Origin of the sequence: Ancylobacter sp. (assembly GCF_965249975.1) — a bacterium.
Taxonomy (GTDB): Bacteria; Pseudomonadota; Alphaproteobacteria; order Rhizobiales; family Xanthobacteraceae; genus Ancylobacter.
Genome location: NZ_CBDFNE010000003.1, coordinates 838,812 through 856,523, shown reverse-complemented (window position 1 = coordinate 856,523; position 17,712 = coordinate 838,812). Strand labels below are relative to the sequence as shown.

Here is a 17,712-nt window from a genome sequence, read left to right as displayed (position 1 = left end):
GATGAGCGCCTATAAATCCGCTGAGCACTACCGCACGATCGCCGGACGCCTGACCCTTCCCGGCCACGCCTTCATCGACGGCGACTGGACGGCGGCGGCGTCGGGCAAGGTGTTCGAGAATGTCGACCCGGCCACCGGGGCGCTCATCGGCACGGTCGCGGCCTGCGACGGGGCGGATGTGGACCGCGCGGTCGCCTCGGCGCGCCGTGTGTTCGAGGCCGGCGACTGGTCGCGCGCCGCACCGGAGCAGCGCAAGGCGGTGCTGCTCAAGCTCGCCGATCTCGTGCGCGTCCACGCCGAGGAACTGGCGGTGCTGGAGAGTCTCGACAGCGGCAAGACCATCAAGGACTGCCTGAACGAGATCAGCCACGAGGTGCCGACCTTCTTCCAGTGGTATGGCGAGCTCGCCGACAAGTCGTTCGGCAAGGTGGCGCCGACCGCCGAAAAGGTGGTGGCGATGATCGTCAAGGAGCCGATCGGCGTGGTCGGCCTCGTCCTGCCATGGAACTTCCCCTTGCTGATGGCCGCGTGGAAGCTGGCGCCGGCGTTAGCGGTCGGCTGCTCGGCGGTGCTGAAGCCGGCCGAGCAGACCCCGCTTTCCGCGCTGCGCCTCGCGGAACTCGCCCTTGAGGCCGGCCTGCCGCCCGGCGTGCTGAACGTGGTGCCCGGCTTCGGCGAAACCGCCGGGCAGGCCATTGGCCGCCACAACGACATCGACGCGGTGTCGTTCACCGGCTCCACCGAGGTCGGTGCCTATTTCCTGAAATATGCCAGCGAAAGCAATCTGAAGCCCGTCGGGCTGGAAATGGGCGGCAAGAGCCCGATGATCGTGCTCGACGATGCCGACATCGACGACACGCTGGTGTCCTCCGCCATCAATGCCGCGTTCTGGAATGGTGGGCAGAACTGCTCCGCCAATATGCGCCAGATCGTCGACCGCCGGGTGAAGGACGCCTTTCTCGACCGGGTGCTGGAAAAGACGCGGGCGCTGGTGGTCGGCGACCCGCTCGATCCGGCGACCGATCTCGGCTCCATGGTCAGCACCGAGCACAAGGAGCGGGTGCTGTCCTATATTGAGATCGGCAAGGCGGAGGGCGCGCAGACCCTTGCCGGCGGCGGCGCCAGCGAGGGGCTTGCCGGCGCGTTCGTCGACCCTACGGTGTTCGACAATGTCGACCCGGGCATGCGGATCGCCCGCGAGGAAATCTTCGGCCCGGTGCTGGGCGTGATACCGGTCGATGGGGTCGATGAGGCGCTCGCCATTGCGCGCGACACCGATTACGGCCTGCACGCCACCCTTTTCACCCGCGACATCGACAAGGCCTTCCACCTCGCCAAGCGCCTGCCGTGCGGAACGGTGGCGATCAACGGCTTCAGCGAAGGCAATGTGACCACCCCCTTCGGCGGCTACAAGCGCTCCGGTTCCATGGCGCGCGACAACGGAACCGAGGCCATCGACCAGTATCTGCAGACCAAGACGATCTGGCTGTCGCTGAAGTAAGGGGAGGGGCCTCTCCTTGCGTGGTGGCAAAGGAAGCGGTGGGGCCGGCCCGCCCGGGAAGGCCGGGCGGCGTCACCGAGCGACCAGCGCCACCACGAAACGCAGGCCGACGATGAGCAGATAGAGGCCGAACCCGACCTCAAGCTGGCGCTTGGTGAAACCGTGCGCCAGCCGCGCGCCCAGCGGCGCCGCCAGCGTGGCGATGCCGCCCACCAGCACCAGCCCCGGCAGCGAGACATAGCCGAGCGAGAAGGGCGGCAGATCGTCGAGATGCGGGATGCCGCTGATGATGTAGCCGAGCGTGCCCGGCACCGCGATCAGCGCCCCGAGCCCGGCCGAGGTGGCGATGGCGGTGTGGATCGGCACCCGGTAGAGGGTCAGCACCACGGTGGCGATGCCGCCGCCGGAAATGCCGATCAGCGGCGCCGACGCGCCGATTCCGAAGCCATAAAGCGTCATCGGCAGGCGGCCCGGCAGCGTCTCCGCCAGCACCCAGTGATCCCGGCCGAACAGCAGCTTCGACGACATCAGGGCCGCGAACAGCACAAAGGCAATCTTCAGCACCACATCCGGCGACACCGCCGCCAGCGCGGTGCCCGCGACCACGCCGGCGATCAGCGGGGCCGCCCATTGCCGCATGATGGAATTGTCGATTTTGGTGCGGCGCCGATGGGCGAAATAGGAGCGCAGCGCGGTCGGCACGATGATGGCGAGCGCGGTGCCGACCGAGAGATGCATGCGCTCGGAATCGTCGACCCCCACCGCGCCGAACACCTCGTACAGCACCGGCACGACGATGGCGCCGCCGCCTATGCCGAACAGGCCGGCGAGAATGCCGGTGGCCAGTCCCGCCACCAGCAGCACGCCGGAGAGCCACACCAGATGTTCGAGAGGAATCGCCTGTACCATCACGCCACCACGTCACGCCGTCGCATCGGGCTGCCGTGATGGCATGGATTCACGCCACAAGCGACCGGCGTTCTTCGGCCCGGCGGACCTCATTGACGGCAGTTCGCAGCACATCGAGCCCCGCTTCTGGCTTGACACCCTCAATGGCGAGGTGGCGGCGGAAGGCACGCGCACCGGGACGGCCGGGAAACAGGCCGAGCATGTGGCGGGTGATGTCGTGCAGCCGCCCGCCCGTGGCGAGATGGGTGGCGATGTAGGGCTCGAACGCCTCCACCGCCGCGAAGGCGTCGGCGTGCCCGTCCGCCTCGCCGAAGAACAGGCTGTCGACCTGCAACAGCAGCTCAGGCTGCTGATAGGCGGCGCGGCCCAGCATCACCCCATCGACATGAGCGAACTGCGCCTGCGCCGTTTCCAGCGTGGTGAGCCCGCCATTGAGGCTGACGGGCACGCCGGGCAGGCGGGCCTTGAGCCGATACACCCGGTCATAGTCGAGCGGGGGAATGTCGCGGTTTTCCTTTGGGGAGAGCCCTTGCAGCCAGGCCTTGCGGGCATGGACGATGAGCCCGTCCGCTCCGGCCGCGAGCACAGCGTCGGCGAGGGCGTCGAGCGCCGTTTCCGGGTCCTGCTCGTCGACGCCGAGCCGGCACTTCACCGTGACCGGGAGCGCCACCTCCGCTTTCATCGCCGCCACGCAGGCGGCCACCAGCGCGGGATCGCGCATCAGGCAGGCGCCGAAATTGCCACCCTGCACGCGGTCCGAGGGACAGCCGACATTGAGGTTGATCTCGTCATAGCCCCAGTCGGTGCAGATCGCCGCCGCCTTGGCCAGCGCTTCCGGGTCCGACCCGCCGAGTTGCACGGCGATGGGGTGCTCCTGCGAGGAATAGCCGAGCAGCCGGTCGCGATCGCCGAAGATCACCGCATTCGCCGTCACCATCTCCGTGTAAAGCAGCGCGCGCGCCGAAAGCACCCGGTGGAACGCCCGGCAGTGCCGGTCGGTCCAGTCCATCATAGGGGCCACGGAGAATCTAAAGGATTGATCGATCGACATTATTTCTGTGGCTTCAGGGATTTGGGTCTTGTGGTGTGCACCTGGCTTTTCGCCACGATACACCCCAATTTCCGATTTTTGACGCGTGAGTGCACCGGAACGCACACGGGTCGGCTACCCTCACTAAACTAAAACCCGGCTCTTGGAGAGACCAGAACCGTCGAAGGGGCCGCACGTCAACGAGACGTTCCAGGATATGGCGCGGCGGGGATGAGGATCGGTCGTTCTCAGCCCTTCTGCCTGACGGTCCTTGAGACGGCGCTCGGAGGGAGGCCAAGACGTCCCGCATGGCTGCAGTCCCATCCCCAGCCACTCCTCGACGCGTGAGGCTACGGTCGCGGCGAAGTTCTCGCCCAGGGCTCCGGCGGCTCGACCGGCATGGGATGGAGAATGGCGTAGGCGGCGGCGTAGCGGTAATCCTCGCGCAACGATGTCGTGCAACGAGAGACGGGATCTCGAAGGGGCCAAGCTTGCGACTTTTGATCATAGAGGATGATGACCAGCTTGGGCCATGGCTGCGGCAAACGCTGGAAGACGCCTTGGGCGGCGCCGATCTGGTGACGTCGCTGGATGAAGCCAAGGCCGCCCTTGCTGTGCGCGAATTTGACCTGGTGGTTATGGACAGGCGCCTGCCGGACGGTGACGCAATCGGCCTGATCGGTCATCTTCGGCACCTGCAGCCACGTCCGAGCATTCTGGTACTTACGGCGCTCGACGATCCCGGCGATATTGCGAAGGCACTGGATGCTGGCGCGGATGACTACCTGGGCAAGCCCTTCGAGCCGATTGAACTTGTGGCGCGTGCAAAGGCGGTGGTGCGCCGGCTGCATCTCGACCAGAAGGGCAGCATTACGGTCGCCAATCTGCGCTTCGATACCTTTTCGCGAACTGCCTTCGTGGACAATTCCCCGCTCATCCTGCCTCGGCGCGAATTGGCGCTGCTGGAGGCGCTCGTGCGGCGGGTGGGGCAGGTGACGCTTCGGGAAACCCTCGAAAGCGCCACCTATGGCTTTGACGATGAAATCCAGTCCAATGCGATTGACGCCCATCTCTCCCGGCTGCGGAAGCGGCTGCGGGAGCACAATTGCCTTGCCATCATCCGCCCGCTAAGGGGGCTCGGCTACATCCTTTCCGAGGCCTGATGCATCTTATCCGAGGATCCATCGCACTTTCCGCCTCCGTTCTTATCGGAGTGGCCATAACGGCGGTCCTTCTGTGCGCCTGGATCGTGATGGCGGTGTTGTATGGCGATGATGGCGGCTATGCCCAGTATGACGCGGCGATTGCCATCCGCGACGCCATACGGCCTGACAGCCGCGGGAGCTTCCAACTCGTGGAGACCCCGGAGTTGCAGAGGTATAAGGCCGAGTTCCCCGCCTTCTGGTTTCTCCTCTCCGACGGCCGCACGACGATTTCCTACGGACCTGTTCCTGCCAGGGTTCGGGCCGGCAACGCGGTATGGGAAAAGCCGGAGCCCATGTCCCGCTATGTCACCAAGGGGTCGGACGTTTCCCTCGACCAGCTGGGAATGGGCGATAAGGACCAGAATCCTACGATCCGCATCGACGTGGGCGGAGCGTCCTATACGGCGAGTCAACTCACCCGCGCCATCCTCGCCGATTTCGACGCTACCACGATACCTTTGTTGATCGTGCTCGTTGCTACGATCCTCCTGACGGTTCTGGTCGTGCCAATGATGATCGCCCGGCCGGTGCGGCGGGTGGCCCGCGCGGCGGAGCTGATCGATGGTTCACGAGAGGGGATCCGCCTGCCCGAAGTTGGCCCGCCCGCAGAGCTGCGGCCGCTTGTGAGCGCCTTCAATCGGGCCCTTGATCGCATCGACATGGCCACCGCCGAACAGCGGCGTTTCCTCTCCAACGCGGCCCACGAACTGCGCACCCCGCTGGCACGGGTTCGCACACGCCTGGAGCGGGTGGAGGACGGGCGATTGCGTGCCGAACTGGTCGCCGACGTGCAGGACCTCTCCGCGACGGTCACCATGCTGCTGCAACTGGCCCGTCTTGCAGCGGAACCCACCGCCATGGTCCAAATCGATCTCGTGGACGTGGGCATACGGGCGCTGGCGCAGGATGCACCCATGGCCATCGCCGCCGGCCTTGAGGTCGAGTTCCGCAATGAGGAAGGGCCGATCCCCATCATCGGCTCGGCGCAAGCCATCGGCATTGCCCTGTCGAACCTCATCCGCAACGCCGTGCAGCATGGGGCTAAGGGCGGGCGGATCATTGTCGATGTGCAGCGGCCCGGGCGAATCGCGGTGATCGACGAAGGGGAAGGCATCGCCGGTACCGTCGGCAGGCCGGAGACGCTCACCTCGATTGACCGCGCGCAGAACAGCGGGACGGGGCTTGGCCTCACCATCGTGGCGCAGGTGGCCGCGCTGCATAAGGCGAAGGTGTCCATCGAGGAGACCCCCGGCGGCGGCACCACCGTAGCCCTGATCTTTCCGCCGGCCGACGAAGGCACGGCAGCCTAGGTCACATACCCATAACCGGGATTCCCTGCGGGCTGGTGTTCTGATTCACTGATCTCAGCCTTGGAGGTAGAGATGGCCCGCTTTGATCTGACGGATTTTGAGTGGTCGGTGATCGAGCCGCTTCTGCCGACGAAGGTGCGTGGGGTCGCGCGGGCGGATGACCGGCGCGTTCTGAATGGCATCTTCTGGCGCCTGCGCACTGGGGCGCCCTGGGCCGATATCCCGGCGCGCTATGGCCCGCATACGACGTGCGTCAACCGCTTCAACCGGTGGCGCAAGGCGGGCCATTGGGCGCGAATTCTACGAGCCGTCTCAGCCGCTTACGATGGCGATATCCAGATGATCGACGCCTCGTCGATCCGCGTTCACCAGCATGCCGCCAACGGCCAAAAAAAGATGAGCGATCCCGTTGCATGGGTCGCTCGCGTGGCGGCCTGACCACCAAGATCCACGCCCTTGTCGATGCTGAAGGCCGACCGATCCGCCTCAAGCTGACCGAAGGCCAGGCTCACGATGGGCGCTCGGCCGCCGACATGCTGGACACCGTCGGGCCGGGAAACATCCTTCTCGCCGATAGGGCTTACGACAGCGACGCCTTGCGCGAAGAGATGAACGGGCGCGGAGCATGGGCCAATGTCCGCGCCATGCCCAACAGGGTCAAAACCTTCGCCTTCAGCGCCTGGGTCTACCGCCAGCGCAACGCCGTCGAGCGCTTCTTCAACAAACTCAAACATTTCAGGGCCGTCGCCACCCGCTACGACAAGCGAGACGACAACTTTCTCGCGTCAATCCAACTCGCTTCAATCCGCATCTGGCTGCGAAGTTATGAGTCGGTCACCTAGCCTTCTGCAACCAGCCTTCGCGCTTTGTGCCGGTCAACGTAATGCCGTTGTAATCCAGCCCCTTATTCTCGGACGGGACGTTCACATTCCGGGTTCTGCTCAGACATGAACATTGGCAGCCGCACATCTGGGGCGCTCGTCACAGCTTTTCCTGGCGGCGCCCCGGGCACCGAGGCCTGCCGCGGCCCTGTTCCAATGGTGCGCGGAAAACCACCTCATCCCACGCGCATCCCAACGGGAACCAGCATGCTCAGCCGCACCATGGCGATCACGACGACGGCGACGTGAATCACGGGCAGAGTTCACTCGCGCCGGTCGCCTGATCGCGCCGCCTGCACCTCCCGCATGCCTTGCGCGGCCTCAACATGTCGGCACCCGGTGCCGCCCGCGCCGACCTTTTCAAGACAGCTTCAGGAACGAGCCTATGCATTCGGCAGTTTCCGCGTTCAGCAGTATCCCAGCGCCATTATGGGATGGCTGTTTTCCCGGCGAGGTGGAAGGCTTGCGCTATTACCAGGCCTGCGAGGCGTCCCACCCGTCACATGCGCACACGCAGGCGCTTGTGGTTAAATCACCGCACGGGGCGGATGCCGTGGCTCCCATGTTCCGGATGGATTACGCGCTTCACACCTCCCTCCAGGAGGGTCGCCTTGGTGACGCGTTGCGCTGGCTCGATCAACGATTCCCGCGCGCTTTGAAGCTTCCGCTGCTCGGGCTCGGTTCTCCCTTTGCCGAGCGCTGCCATTTTGGCTTTGCCCCTGAAGCAAGCGTGCCCGACCGCCAGGAGGCCGCAGGCCGGATGCTCGATTTGTTGGAGCAGCAGGCTGCCCTCTCCGGAATCGGTCTCACCGTGGTGAAGGATGTTCATGACACCGATCTTCCGGTGCTGGAACCTGTGCTTCGGGAACGTGGCTATACGCGCCTGTCCAGTCTGCCTGTCGCTGTGCTTCATCTACGCTATCCGACGTTTGACGCCTATCTGGACTCCTTGTCCGGCGCGACGCGCAAGGACATGCGCCGCAAGCTGCGTGCGGCAGAAGCCGTCGAGATCGAAATCCGCACCGATGTCTCCGACATCCAAGACGAGCTCTACGCGCTTTATGAGGAGACGCGGCTGACCAGTGCGTCAGACTACGGCGATTTCGAGCGGTTGCCGCGCGACTACTTTCATCAAGTCGTGTCGTCACTTTCGCCGCAGGCCTTCTGCGTGCTTTACCGGGTCGAGGGCGTGCTGGCAGCGTTCAACCTGTTGATGGTCGAAGACGACAGGGTGATCGATAAATTTCTCGGCATGCGTTATCCGCTGGCGCGCACCCACAATCTTTACTTTGTCAGTTGGATGCAAAACGTCCGCTATTGCATCGCCAACGGCAAGACCCGCCTCCAGACGGGCCAGGGAACCTTCTCCAACAAGCTTCGACTGGGCAGCAGCCTTGAGCCCATGCACAATTACTTTTGCCACCGAAATCCCGTGCTGAACGGCGCTCTGAAATGGGCGTCGAAATATTTCGGCTTCGAGGAAATGGACCCCGGGCTACGGGAAGCGCGCAAGCGGGCGGGCGAGCTCTCGCCTTTGTGAGGCAGGAAAGCGCGTGCTGCGCCGTCCGTAATGCAGCGGCAACGCCGCCTTGCTGAATGAACCCGAAACCATGGCGGTGCGCACCCGCCTGCTTCGGGAACCAAGATCATGACTTTCACGCGCTCGCGGACGCCGCGCCCCACCCGGCACTTGCTCCTGCTCGAGATTCTGCATCTGCTCCGCCCGTTCTGGAAAGCGATCCTCGGCGCGACGGTCGCGGGGGCGATCGGCGGCAGCGCCATGGCGTGGCTGCTGTCGATCATCAACACCTCGCTTTCCAGCTCGGTCTCGATTGCCGGCCTGGTCGGGTTTGGCCTGCTTGCGATCCTCAGCCTCGCCGGGCAGTCGCTCGCGGGCGTCGGCAACAGCATTATCGGCCAGAAGATTGTCGCGCGGCTGCGCCAGCAGATCTGCCGCCGCATTCTCAACGCGCCGTTGGCGACAGTCGAGAATGCCAAAACCCACCGGCTACTCGCCGTGCTCAACAACGATGTGGAGAAGGTGGCCGAGTTCGCCCACCATTTCGCGGGCTATGCCACCGCCCTGACGGTCGTGCTGGGATGCCTCGCCTATCTGTTCCTGCTTTCCCCAATGGTGCTGGCATTCGCCCTCGGGCTGGTAGCGCTCGGCGCGTGGCTCAATCATGTGGCGATGAGCGTGTGGATCGTGCGGTTCGAGGAGGCGCGCAAGCTGGAGGACACGCTTCAGAAGCACTATCGCAGCATCATTGAGGGCGCCAAGGAACTGCGACTCAACCGAACGCGTCGCCGGCTGCTGGAACTGCAAAAGGTCATCCCGCTTACCGAGCGCATTGCCGGGCTTAACGGCCGGGCTTTTGCCATTTTCTGGGCTGCCGATACGGTGAGCATCGCGCTGCTGCTTGGCATGATCGGCGCCATCCTTGCCGCACGGCCCTATCTCGGCATTGGCAATGACGCCATCACTGGCTTCATCATTGTCATGCTGTTCGCCAAAGGGCCGGTGGAAGAACTTGCTGGCGCCCTGCCGGTGTTCGGTCAGGCGCAGGTCGCGTTCAAGCGTATCAGCGCCTTGTCCGTCGAGTTTCGCACGGCCTCGTCAAATGAGGAGGTCCGCTCCGTTCAGGCGCCGATGTTCTCCCGCGATATCGAACTACGGGATATTCGCCACAGTCGCTTTCCCGGCGAATCGGCGGGGTTCACGCTGGATATTCCCCGCCTCTCCATCGCCCGGGGAGAGGTCGTGTTCATCGTCGGCGGCAATGGCAGCGGCAAGACCACGCTGCTCAAGGTGCTGCTGGGGCTCTACCAGCCGGCCTCCGGTACTCTGCTTCTTGACGGGCGACCAGTGGCGGAGGAGGCGACCGAGGCCTACCGCCAGCTCTTTTCGGCGGTTTTCGCGGAGTATCATCTGTTCGAGGACATCGTCGCGGCGCCCGGCGCTCTGGACCGCGCAACCGCCTGGCTGCACCGGCTGGACCTTGCCTATCTGGTGGATCTGGAAGCCGGCTGCTTCTCCACGGTCGATCTGTCGACCGGCCAGCGCAAGCGGCTCGCCCTGCTCAACGCCATATTGGAGGACCGCGAGGTTCTCGTGTTCGACGAATGGGCTGCGGATCAGGACCCGGGGTACCGGAACCTGTTCTACACGACCATCCTGCCGGAGCTCCGGCGCGCGGGCCGCACGGTCATCGCCGTCTCCCATGATGATCGCTACTTCGACACGGCAGATCGCGTGGTGCACATGGAGCGCGGGCGCATCACCTCCATCGTTCCCGGCCACCCACGGCACGCGACTGAAACTCAAACGCTGTCAGTGCGGTGAGGTTTGCTGCGTTCGAAATCGGGCGCGGCTCTAAGAAGTCGATTCATGTATAAGTCTCCACTTTGACGCCAGAATCGGAGCAAAATTGCGCCATTATTTGCGATGTGTTGCGATGATTTTGCTGAATGTGTTCAATGTAATGTTGTCGTAACGTCGGGTTGCGAGAAGATGCGCGTCGCTGAACTTAGTGGCGTAAGTGAAATTAGAATCAAGTACGATGAAAGATCGGATCAATGTCCTTCTGGACTTCGATGGCACCGTTTCACGGCATGATACGACGGATGAGATCCTCGCCGCCTTTGCCGATCCCCAATGGCATGAGATCGAACATGAATGGGTGACCGGGCGTATAGGTTCGCGTACCTGCATGAGCCGTCAGGTGGCACTCATGCGGGCCTCGCCCGAGGCGCTCGACCGGTTGGTTGACGGCATCGAGGTGGACGAGCACCTGCCGCAGCTGGTCGATGTTTGCCGGGACAGAGGTGTCTCGCTGACCATTGTGTCCGATGGCTTGGACCGGGTCATCGCACGGGTTCTCCGCCGCTTCGACCTGTGCGTGCCGGTGATAGCCAATCGGCTTGTGTGTCTGCCCGACGGGCGGTGGAGCCTCGATTTTCCAAATGCCGCCCCCTACTGCGAGGCGGGGACCTGCAAGTGCCTCTCGGCCTCTTCAGGGGGCGGTCCCACCATTCTCGTCGGCGATGGACGCTCGGATTTCTGCGTCGCCGAAGCCGCGAGCGTGGTGTTCGCCAAGGCCAAGCTCGCGGAGCACTGCCGCCTCAACGGCATTCCTTTCCTGCCCCTTCCGAACCTCGGCGCCGTCGCGTGCTGGCTGGCGGAGGCGGCTCTTCCACTCTCTTTGCAAGGAACTCTGTAATGATGTCTGCCACTGCCCATCTGGCACGCCCGGTCTATGAAGAAGCCAACGAAGAGGCGCGGCTTCTAGCGCTGGAAGCGCGTTATTGCTCCCATGGCGATACGGTTCACTACAGTACTCCGAAGATTTTCGACCGCTGCGAGGGATCCTATCTCTATGATGCCGAAGGTCTACCCTATCTGGATCTCCAGATGTGGTACTCGGCGGTCAATTTCGGCTATGGCAATAAGCGGCTCAATGCAGCCCTGACCCGTCAGCTCGACCGCCTGCCGCAGGTGGCCAGCCAATATCTGCACGCGGAAAAGATCGAGCTGGCGGCCCTGATCGCCCAGCGGGCCGAGGCGAGCTGGGGTGCCGCCGGGCGGGTGCATTTCAATGTGGGCGGCTCGCAGGCCGTCGAAGATGCCCTGAAGCTCGTACGGAACGCCAAGCGCGGCAAGAGCACCATGTTCGCCTTCGAGGGCGGCTATCATGGGCGTACGCTCGGCGCCTCCGCGATCACCTCATCCTATCGCTATCGCCGCCGCTACGGTCATTTTGACCGGGCCCTGTTCGTGCCTTTTCCCTATCATTTCCGGGGGCCGAAGGGCATGGGCAAGGAGGAGTACGGGGCGCACTGCGTGCAGCAGTTCGAGCGCCTGTTCGAGAGCGAATATAATGGCGTGTGGGACCCCAAGGCCGGCGAGGCCGAATGCGCGGCCTTCTTCGTCGAGGCCATCCAGGGCACCGGCGGGTATGTCATTCCGCCGAAGAACTTCTTCACTGAACTGAAAAAGGTTCTGGATCGGTACGGCATTCTGCTGGTGGTGGACGAGATCCAGATGGGCGTCTACCGCACCGGAAAATTGTGGTCGATCGAACATTTCGGCGTCACGCCGGATGTGCTCGTGTTCGGCAAGGCCATCACCAACGGCCTCAATCCGCTGTCGGGCATCTGGGCGCGGGAAGAGCTGATCAATCCCACCGTCTTCCCGCCGGGCTCCACCCATTCCACCTTCGCGTCCAACCCTCTCGGCACCTCGGTGGCGCTGGAAACCCTGCGCATGGTGGAGGAAGAGGACTTCGGGGCGCAGGTCGCCGCAAAGGGCGCCTATTTCCTTTCCGGCCTTGAGGAATTGAAGCGCCGCCACGCGGTGATCGGCGACGTGGATGGCCTTGGTCTCGCCCTGCGCATGGAGATCTGCGAAGCCGACGGCTACACGCCCAACAAGGCGCTGGTGGACCGCATGGTGGAGGTCGCTCTGGCGGGTGATCTGGTGGTTGGCGGCAAGCGCCAGGGCCTGGTGCTGGATATTGGCGGCTACCACAAGAATGTCCTCACCCTGGCGCCTTCGCTCCTCATCACGCGGGAGGAAATCGACCTCGCCCTCAAGCTGCTGGACGCGCTGCTCATTCGCGTGACCCGGGGCTGAGCCATGCGGCTGTGCGTCCTCGATCTCGACGGCTCCGTGGCCGCGCAGCCGCCGCTTCTCGCGCGTGTCGGTGCCGGCATAGCGCATGGCGTGGACCTGCGCGACCTCGCGCCACGCCTGCGCCTCGCCGCGTCCCGCTCCGCCATACGGACCGTGCTGGAGCGGCTTGAGCGGGTGATGGCCGGCGGCCACGGGCCGGAGGTGATCTTCTATGGCTCCGGCGATTTTCATCACCTGACCGCCGCCTTTCTGCAGCGACGGACAAGGCCGATCACCGTGATCCATCTGGACAATCATCCGGACTGGGTCACCTTTCCCGCGACCTTCAATTGCGGGGCCTGGGTGAACCGGGCGCTGGAAAATGCCCATGTGGCCAAGGTCATCACCATTGGCCCGTGCAGCGATGACCTTGCTTGGCCCCAGTTGAAGGGTGCCAATCTCGCCGCCATCGCCTCAGGCCGGCTGGAGGTTTACCCGTGGCGGCATCCGCCGTCCCGTCTGGTGCCGGCACTGCCGCGGCCGAAGGGGTTGCCGGTTCTGGGGCGTCGTCTGTACTGGCAGCCCGTGGGTGGCGACGCCTGGGCCGGCTTCGTGGACGATTTCAGTCGCCGCATTCCCACGCGCGAGGTCTGGATCACCATCGACAAGGATGTTCTGGCTCCCGACGAGGCGGTGACGAACTGGGACCAGGGAGAGATGCGCCTCGCTCAGGCCATGGCCCTTGTGCGGGCCGTGGCCGAGAGGCACGCCGTCGTCGGCGTCGATGTCTGCGGCGATTACTCGCCGCCACAACTGGGCGATCCCTGGCGGCGGGCGCTGGCGTTCCTCGACCGCTCCTGCCGCCCGCCTGTGAGCCGACCCCATAGCGCACTGAACGCCGATGCCAACGCACAGTTGCTGCGGCTGTTTGACGACGTGCTGGCCTGATCGCGCGTCCGCCTCGCGTCTCCGACTTCCCTCGCGTCCACAGGTTCCCCATGCAGAGCCAATCCATCCCGTCGGAACACGATATTCTCTATGAAGGTGGCTCAACCGGTGTTCTGCTGATCCATGGGTTGGGCGGCACCCCCATCGAGCTGAAGCGTGTGGCGCGGGCGGTGCACGCGGCGGGTCATACCGCCCTCTGTTGCACCCTCGCCGGGCACTGCGGCAGCGAGAGCGATCTACTGGCGACGCGATGGCAGGACTGGGCCGCCAGTGTCGACTCCGCCTTTGAACGCCTGTCGCAGCGTTGTGACCGCGTCGTCGTCGGCGGCCTCTCGCTCGGCGCTGTGCTGGCCCTGCATCTGGCGGCCCAGCGTCCCCGGCGGGTGCATGGGCTGGCGCTGTATGCGCCCACCCTATGGTACGATGGCTGGTCTATCCCCTGGTACCGTTTCCTGCTGCGCTTTGCCGTCTACACACCGATCGGCGCCCGCTACCGATTCATGGAACGTGAGCCCTACGGCATCCGCGACGAGCGGATCCGGGCGCACCTCGTGGCCGCCTTGAACAGCGGCGATAGCAGCGAAGCCGGCCTCGCGGGCACGCCGGGGCCGGCGGTCCGCGAACTCTGGCGCCTTGTGGCGAAGGTTCTCCCAGAATTGCCGAGCATCACGGCACCGACACTCCTGGTGCACGCGCGCAACGATGATGTGAGCAGCCTGCGCAATAGCACCTACATCGCCAGTCGATTGGGCGCTGCGGTCGACCTCACCGTGTTGGAAGACAGCTACCACATCGTGACCCTCGACCGGCAGCGGAACATCGCCATCGCCCGCACTCTCGACCTTATCGAGCGGGTGCGGTTGTCGCAGGGAGCAAGCGTAATGCAGCGGCAATTTCGCCAGGGCATGTCGGTGCTCAAGCCTGAAGGGCGTCTGCTGCGGCTTCGGGCAGGCCGTGATCGCGTCGCCTCGCAGCCGCGGTTCTGACGGCCCCGGACGATCGCCAAGGAGAACGGGCATTCATGTGCTCTGGAGCAACGTGTATTCGGTTCGCTCGCGGGCCTTCGGGAAGCGCCTGCGCGAAGCCACCCCGTCGCGGGAGGGCGGCAACCGGCGCTGTGCTTTTCGGAGGGCTTCTTCTGGCAGGCTGCGCGTCTTCGGTTCTGGAATCCTCCGATGAGCCGACGTCTGTCTCCGTCTCCGCCTATGCCAGTACTGAAAGAATCGAGGCCCCGCGTAGCCTGACCGGCTGGTGGCGGACTTTCCACGATCCAGTTCTCGACCATCTGGTTGAGCGGGTGGCGGCGGAGAATCTCACGCTGGCTCAGGCGCGCGCCCGTCTGGTCGCCGGTCGCGCGCAAGCTTCGGCCGCGCATTCCCTTTTTCTGCCCACGCTTGGTGCTGGCGGCACCGCCATCGGCGCGACGTCCAAAGTCGAAAACACTGATCCTCTGCGTCGCCCGTTGATGGCGGGATTCGACATGAGCTGGGATGTGGGCCTGTTCGGCCTCTCGGAAAACACGGCCCGCTCCGCCGATGCGGGTGAGGCGATTCTCGCTGCGGATGTCGAGGCGATCCGGGTGGCGATGACGGCTGAAGTGGCCAGCGCCTATATCAGTCTGCGTGCCGTTCAGCAGCAGCAGGTTCTCACGGCCGCGCTGGTTTCCGCGCTGCGCCGGCGCATGCAGGGTGGAGCGGCACTCGTGCGCTCGGGTCTCACCACCGCCGCTGCCGAGGTCGACGTCTCTGCGGCGGTAGCGGAAGCCGAAGTGGAGCAGGCACATCTTGAAGCACGCGCCAACGCGCTTCGGCACCAGATCGCGACCTTGTTGGGGACTTCGACACCCGATGCGGCCTTGCTTCGTACGGGCGACCAGCCACAATCAACGCAGGCGCCAAACGAAAGCCGATCCAATGATCTGCTCCGTGCACGGCCCGACGTGCGTGCCGCCGAGCAGAAAGTCCTGCAGGCGGCGGCCGAGATAGGAATCGCGCAGGCCGGCCTCTACCCGCGTCTGCGGCTTATGGGCACCATCGGTGTGGGCGCCCCCTTCACCAACTCTGCTTTCGGCGTGGCCGGGGGCCCCGTCCTCGAGATTCCGCTGCTGGACTATGGCCGTCGGCAGGCGGCAGTAAAGGCGCGGCAGGCTCTCTATGATGAGGCGGTGGCGGCCTATCGGCAGAGCGTCCTTGTTGCCTATCAGGAGGCGGCGACCGCTCAGGATCAGTGGCGCGCGAGCCGTGCCGCCACTCTCCAGCAGCGCAGCGCCCTGGAGGCCGCCGAGCGCAAGGCGCGCGAGGTGCGCGTTCTGAATGGGGAAGGTTTGGCGGACCGCAGCCGGCTGGCGGAGGCCGATGTCAGTGTGTTGGACCGCCGGCGTCGGCTGGTGCTGGCCCGCGAGTCCGAGGCCCTCTCGCTTGCCGCCTTCTACAAGGCTATCGGCGGGGCGTCGCCTTCGGTCACCGGTGCGGGGCAGCGCTGATGGCTGTTCCTCTCGCCCGCAGGACCCTCGTTCATGAGTGGCGGCGCTTCTTGCCCGCTACAATCTCGGTGGCCTTTTCCGGCGTGCTCATGATCGTTCAGGGGGCGTTGTTGCTCGGCATCGTCAGCGCCAACGCACTCTATGTCACCCAGTCGGGCGCGGATCTCTGGATTGGCTTTCCCGGGACGCAGAGTGCCGATCTCGGCCGCTCCATTGATCCCGGAATCGCCGCGAACCTGTATATGGACCCGCGCATCGACCGGGTCGAAGCCCTGCTTCTCGGGGCTGGCGACTGGCGCGGCGCCCGCGGTGGCGGCACCAGCGTGACCCTCGTCGGCATCGACCCGCGCCCTGACGGTGTGGGCCTGAGCAATGCAATGCCGCCTCAGGTGCGCGTTCTGCTCCAGGAGCCGGGCGCGGTGCTGGTGGACGAAACTGATCTCGACAAGCTGGCGACGGATATCGGCCAGACGGCGGAGATCAATGGGCATCTGGTGCGTGTCGCGGGAACCACGCGCAATCTGCGCGCGATGGGTGGGGTCAATGTGGTGGCCTCTCTGGCTACGGCACGAATGCTGGACAACGCGATCTCGGCCTCTGACAGCGTTACCTATTATCTCGCGAAAGTGCTTGAGCCCCGGAATATCTCCGCGGTGCAGGCCCATCTGTCGTCGATCTCGGAAAAAACCCGCTTCGAGATCTGGACCGCCGGTGAACTCGCCGGCCTCTCGGTACGCTACTGGCTGCTGGAATCCGGCGCGGGCATCGGCTTCGTCTTCGCCACCGTGATCGCGATGCTGGTCGGCACGCTGATCACCAGCCAGACGCTGATGGCGGCCGTGGCCGCCTCGATCACGCAGTATGCCACCCTGCGGGCACTGGGCGTCTCCTTTCCCGAGTTGCGCAAGATCGTGATCGAGCAATCCGGCTGGGTCGGTGCGGTGGGCCTCAGCATGGGGCTGGTGTGCAGCCTGCTGGCTGCCGTGCTGGCACGACTGAACGATATCCCCTTCGAGCTGCGGTTAAGCATGATGCTGTTCTCGGGCGCCGTGGTTCTTTCCGTGGCGCTTGTCGCCGGCTTGCTGGCCCTGCGCCGGCTGCGCCACGCCGACCCCGCTGCCCTGTTGCGCTAAGCCATGGAGGCCAAGCTGAGCGCGCGCGCGCTTTTCAAATCCTACACGGTGCAAAACATCCGCACGGATGCGCTGCGGGATGTCTCTCTGGACCTCTGGCCCGGAGAGCTCTCGCTCATCATCGGTCCATCCGGGTGTGGCAAGAGTACCTTGCTGTCCCTGATGAGCGGGCTCACCCGCCCGGACAGGGGCATCGTGTATGCCTCAGGTGTCAAGTTGAGTGCGCTGGGTGACGCCGAGCGGGATGCGTTTCGCCTCGCCCATTGCGGGTTCGTCTTCCAGGGCTTCAATCTGTTCCCGGCGCTCACTGCGCTGGAGCAGGTGCAGATCCCGCTCGACTACCTGAAAGTGCCGCAGGACAGCGCGGCCCGGCAGGCCGCCGCAGCTCTCGACATGGTGGGGCTGTGGCATCGGCGGCATTTGCGGCCGGCCGAACTCTCCGGTGGCGAGAAGCAGCGGGTGGCCATTGCGCGCGCCGTGGTCAAGCGGCCGTCGCTGTTGTTCGCGGATGAGCCGACCAGCGCCCTCGACAGCACCAATGGCGGCATCGTTACCGACCTTTTGCGGCGGGTCGCCCATGCAACCGGCGCGGTGGTCGCCTGCGTGTCGCATGACCCACGCCTGATCGCACGCGCGGACCGCGTGCTGGAAATGGAGGACGGGCGCGTGCTTCGGGACCGTCGCCCGGCTCGTTCCTGAACC

Annotated in this window: 15 protein-coding genes; 13 read left to right on the top strand and 2 right to left on the bottom strand. The window is 64.8% G+C overall.

What is annotated here, in order from left to right; all coding sequences use genetic code 11:
• Position 1 precedes the first annotated feature (1 nt).
• Positions 2-1,501, top strand: a complete 1,500-nt coding sequence (locus ACP2AH_RS04175; RefSeq protein ID WP_425104628.1) for an aldehyde dehydrogenase — start codon at positions 2-4, stop codon at positions 1,499-1,501.
• A gap of 72 nt (positions 1,502-1,573) precedes the next feature.
• On the opposite strand, the gene ACP2AH_RS04170 is transcribed toward ACP2AH_RS04175, so the two are convergent.
• Both ACP2AH_RS04170 and dusA read right to left on the bottom strand, forming a co-directional pair.
• The gene (locus ACP2AH_RS04170) at positions 1,574-2,410 is read right to left on the bottom strand and encodes a sulfite exporter TauE/SafE family protein (protein ID WP_244377577.1); all 837 of its coding nucleotides are present in this window, start codon (positions 2,408-2,410) and stop codon (positions 1,574-1,576) included.
• A 49-nt stretch (positions 2,411-2,459) separates the two neighbouring features.
• Positions 2,460-3,461, bottom strand: a complete 1,002-nt coding sequence (gene dusA, locus ACP2AH_RS04165; RefSeq protein WP_425104627.1) for a tRNA dihydrouridine(20/20a) synthase DusA — start codon at positions 3,459-3,461, stop codon at positions 2,460-2,462.
• 470 nt (positions 3,462-3,931) lie between these two features.
• On the opposite strand from dusA, the gene ACP2AH_RS04160 reads away from it, so the two are divergent.
• The 12 genes from ACP2AH_RS04160 to ACP2AH_RS04105 all read left to right on the top strand — a co-directional run bounded on the left by ACP2AH_RS04160 (position 3,932) and on the right by ACP2AH_RS04105 (position 17,709).
• Entirely contained in the window at positions 3,932-4,603 is a 672-nt protein-coding gene (locus ACP2AH_RS04160; RefSeq protein WP_425104626.1) for a response regulator transcription factor, read from the top strand.
• Positions 4,604-4,692: 89 nt separating this feature from the next.
• The gene (locus ACP2AH_RS04155; RefSeq protein WP_425104625.1) at positions 4,693-5,955 is read left to right on the top strand and encodes a sensor histidine kinase; all 1,263 of its coding nucleotides are present in this window, start codon (positions 4,693-4,695) and stop codon (positions 5,953-5,955) included.
• A gap of 72 nt (positions 5,956-6,027) precedes the next feature.
• A protein-coding gene (locus ACP2AH_RS04150) for an IS5 family transposase (protein ID WP_425104624.1) occupies positions 6,028-6,797 on the top strand; the annotation gives its coding sequence in 2 pieces (ribosomal slippage) (positions 6,028-6,342 and positions 6,345-6,797; 768 coding nt in all).
• 424 nt (positions 6,798-7,221) lie between these two features.
• Positions 7,222-8,376 (top strand): GNAT family N-acetyltransferase, encoded by a 1,155-nt coding sequence (locus ACP2AH_RS04145; RefSeq protein WP_425104623.1) that lies wholly within the window; start codon positions 7,222-7,224, stop codon positions 8,374-8,376.
• Between the two features lie 108 nt (positions 8,377-8,484).
• On the top strand, positions 8,485-10,179 hold the full coding sequence (locus ACP2AH_RS04140) for a cyclic peptide export ABC transporter (RefSeq protein ID WP_425104622.1): 1,695 nt from the start codon (positions 8,485-8,487) through the stop codon (positions 10,177-10,179).
• Positions 10,180-10,396: 217 nt separating this feature from the next.
• Positions 10,397-11,056 (top strand): HAD-IB family phosphatase, encoded by a 660-nt coding sequence (locus ACP2AH_RS04135; RefSeq protein WP_425104621.1) that lies wholly within the window; start codon positions 10,397-10,399, stop codon positions 11,054-11,056.
• Positions 11,057-11,058: 2 nt separating this feature from the next.
• On the top strand, positions 11,059-12,468 hold the full coding sequence (locus tag ACP2AH_RS04130) for an aspartate aminotransferase family protein (protein WP_425104728.1): 1,410 nt from the start codon (positions 11,059-11,061) through the stop codon (positions 12,466-12,468).
• A 3-nt stretch (positions 12,469-12,471) separates the two neighbouring features.
• Positions 12,472-13,395, top strand: coding sequence for an arginase (locus ACP2AH_RS04125; RefSeq protein ID WP_425104620.1), 924 nt, complete (start codon positions 12,472-12,474; stop codon positions 13,393-13,395).
• A 50-nt stretch (positions 13,396-13,445) separates the two neighbouring features.
• On the top strand, positions 13,446-14,381 hold the full coding sequence (locus ACP2AH_RS04120; RefSeq protein WP_425104619.1) for an alpha/beta hydrolase: 936 nt from the start codon (positions 13,446-13,448) through the stop codon (positions 14,379-14,381).
• Positions 14,382-14,512: 131 nt separating this feature from the next.
• Positions 14,513-15,877 carry an efflux transporter outer membrane subunit gene (locus ACP2AH_RS04115; RefSeq protein ID WP_425104618.1) on the top strand — a complete coding sequence of 455 codons (1,365 nt, stop codon included), beginning with the start codon at positions 14,513-14,515 and terminating at the stop codon, positions 15,875-15,877.
• Positions 15,877-17,010 carry an ABC transporter permease gene (locus ACP2AH_RS04110; RefSeq protein ID WP_425104617.1) on the top strand — a complete coding sequence of 378 codons (1,134 nt, stop codon included), beginning with the start codon at positions 15,877-15,879 and terminating at the stop codon, positions 17,008-17,010. The genes ACP2AH_RS04115 and ACP2AH_RS04110 overlap by 1 nt, the downstream gene beginning before the upstream one ends.
• A gap of 3 nt (positions 17,011-17,013) precedes the next feature.
• Positions 17,014-17,709, top strand: coding sequence for an ABC transporter ATP-binding protein (locus ACP2AH_RS04105; protein ID WP_425104616.1), 696 nt, complete (start codon positions 17,014-17,016; stop codon positions 17,707-17,709).
• Positions 17,710-17,712 lie beyond the last annotated feature (3 nt).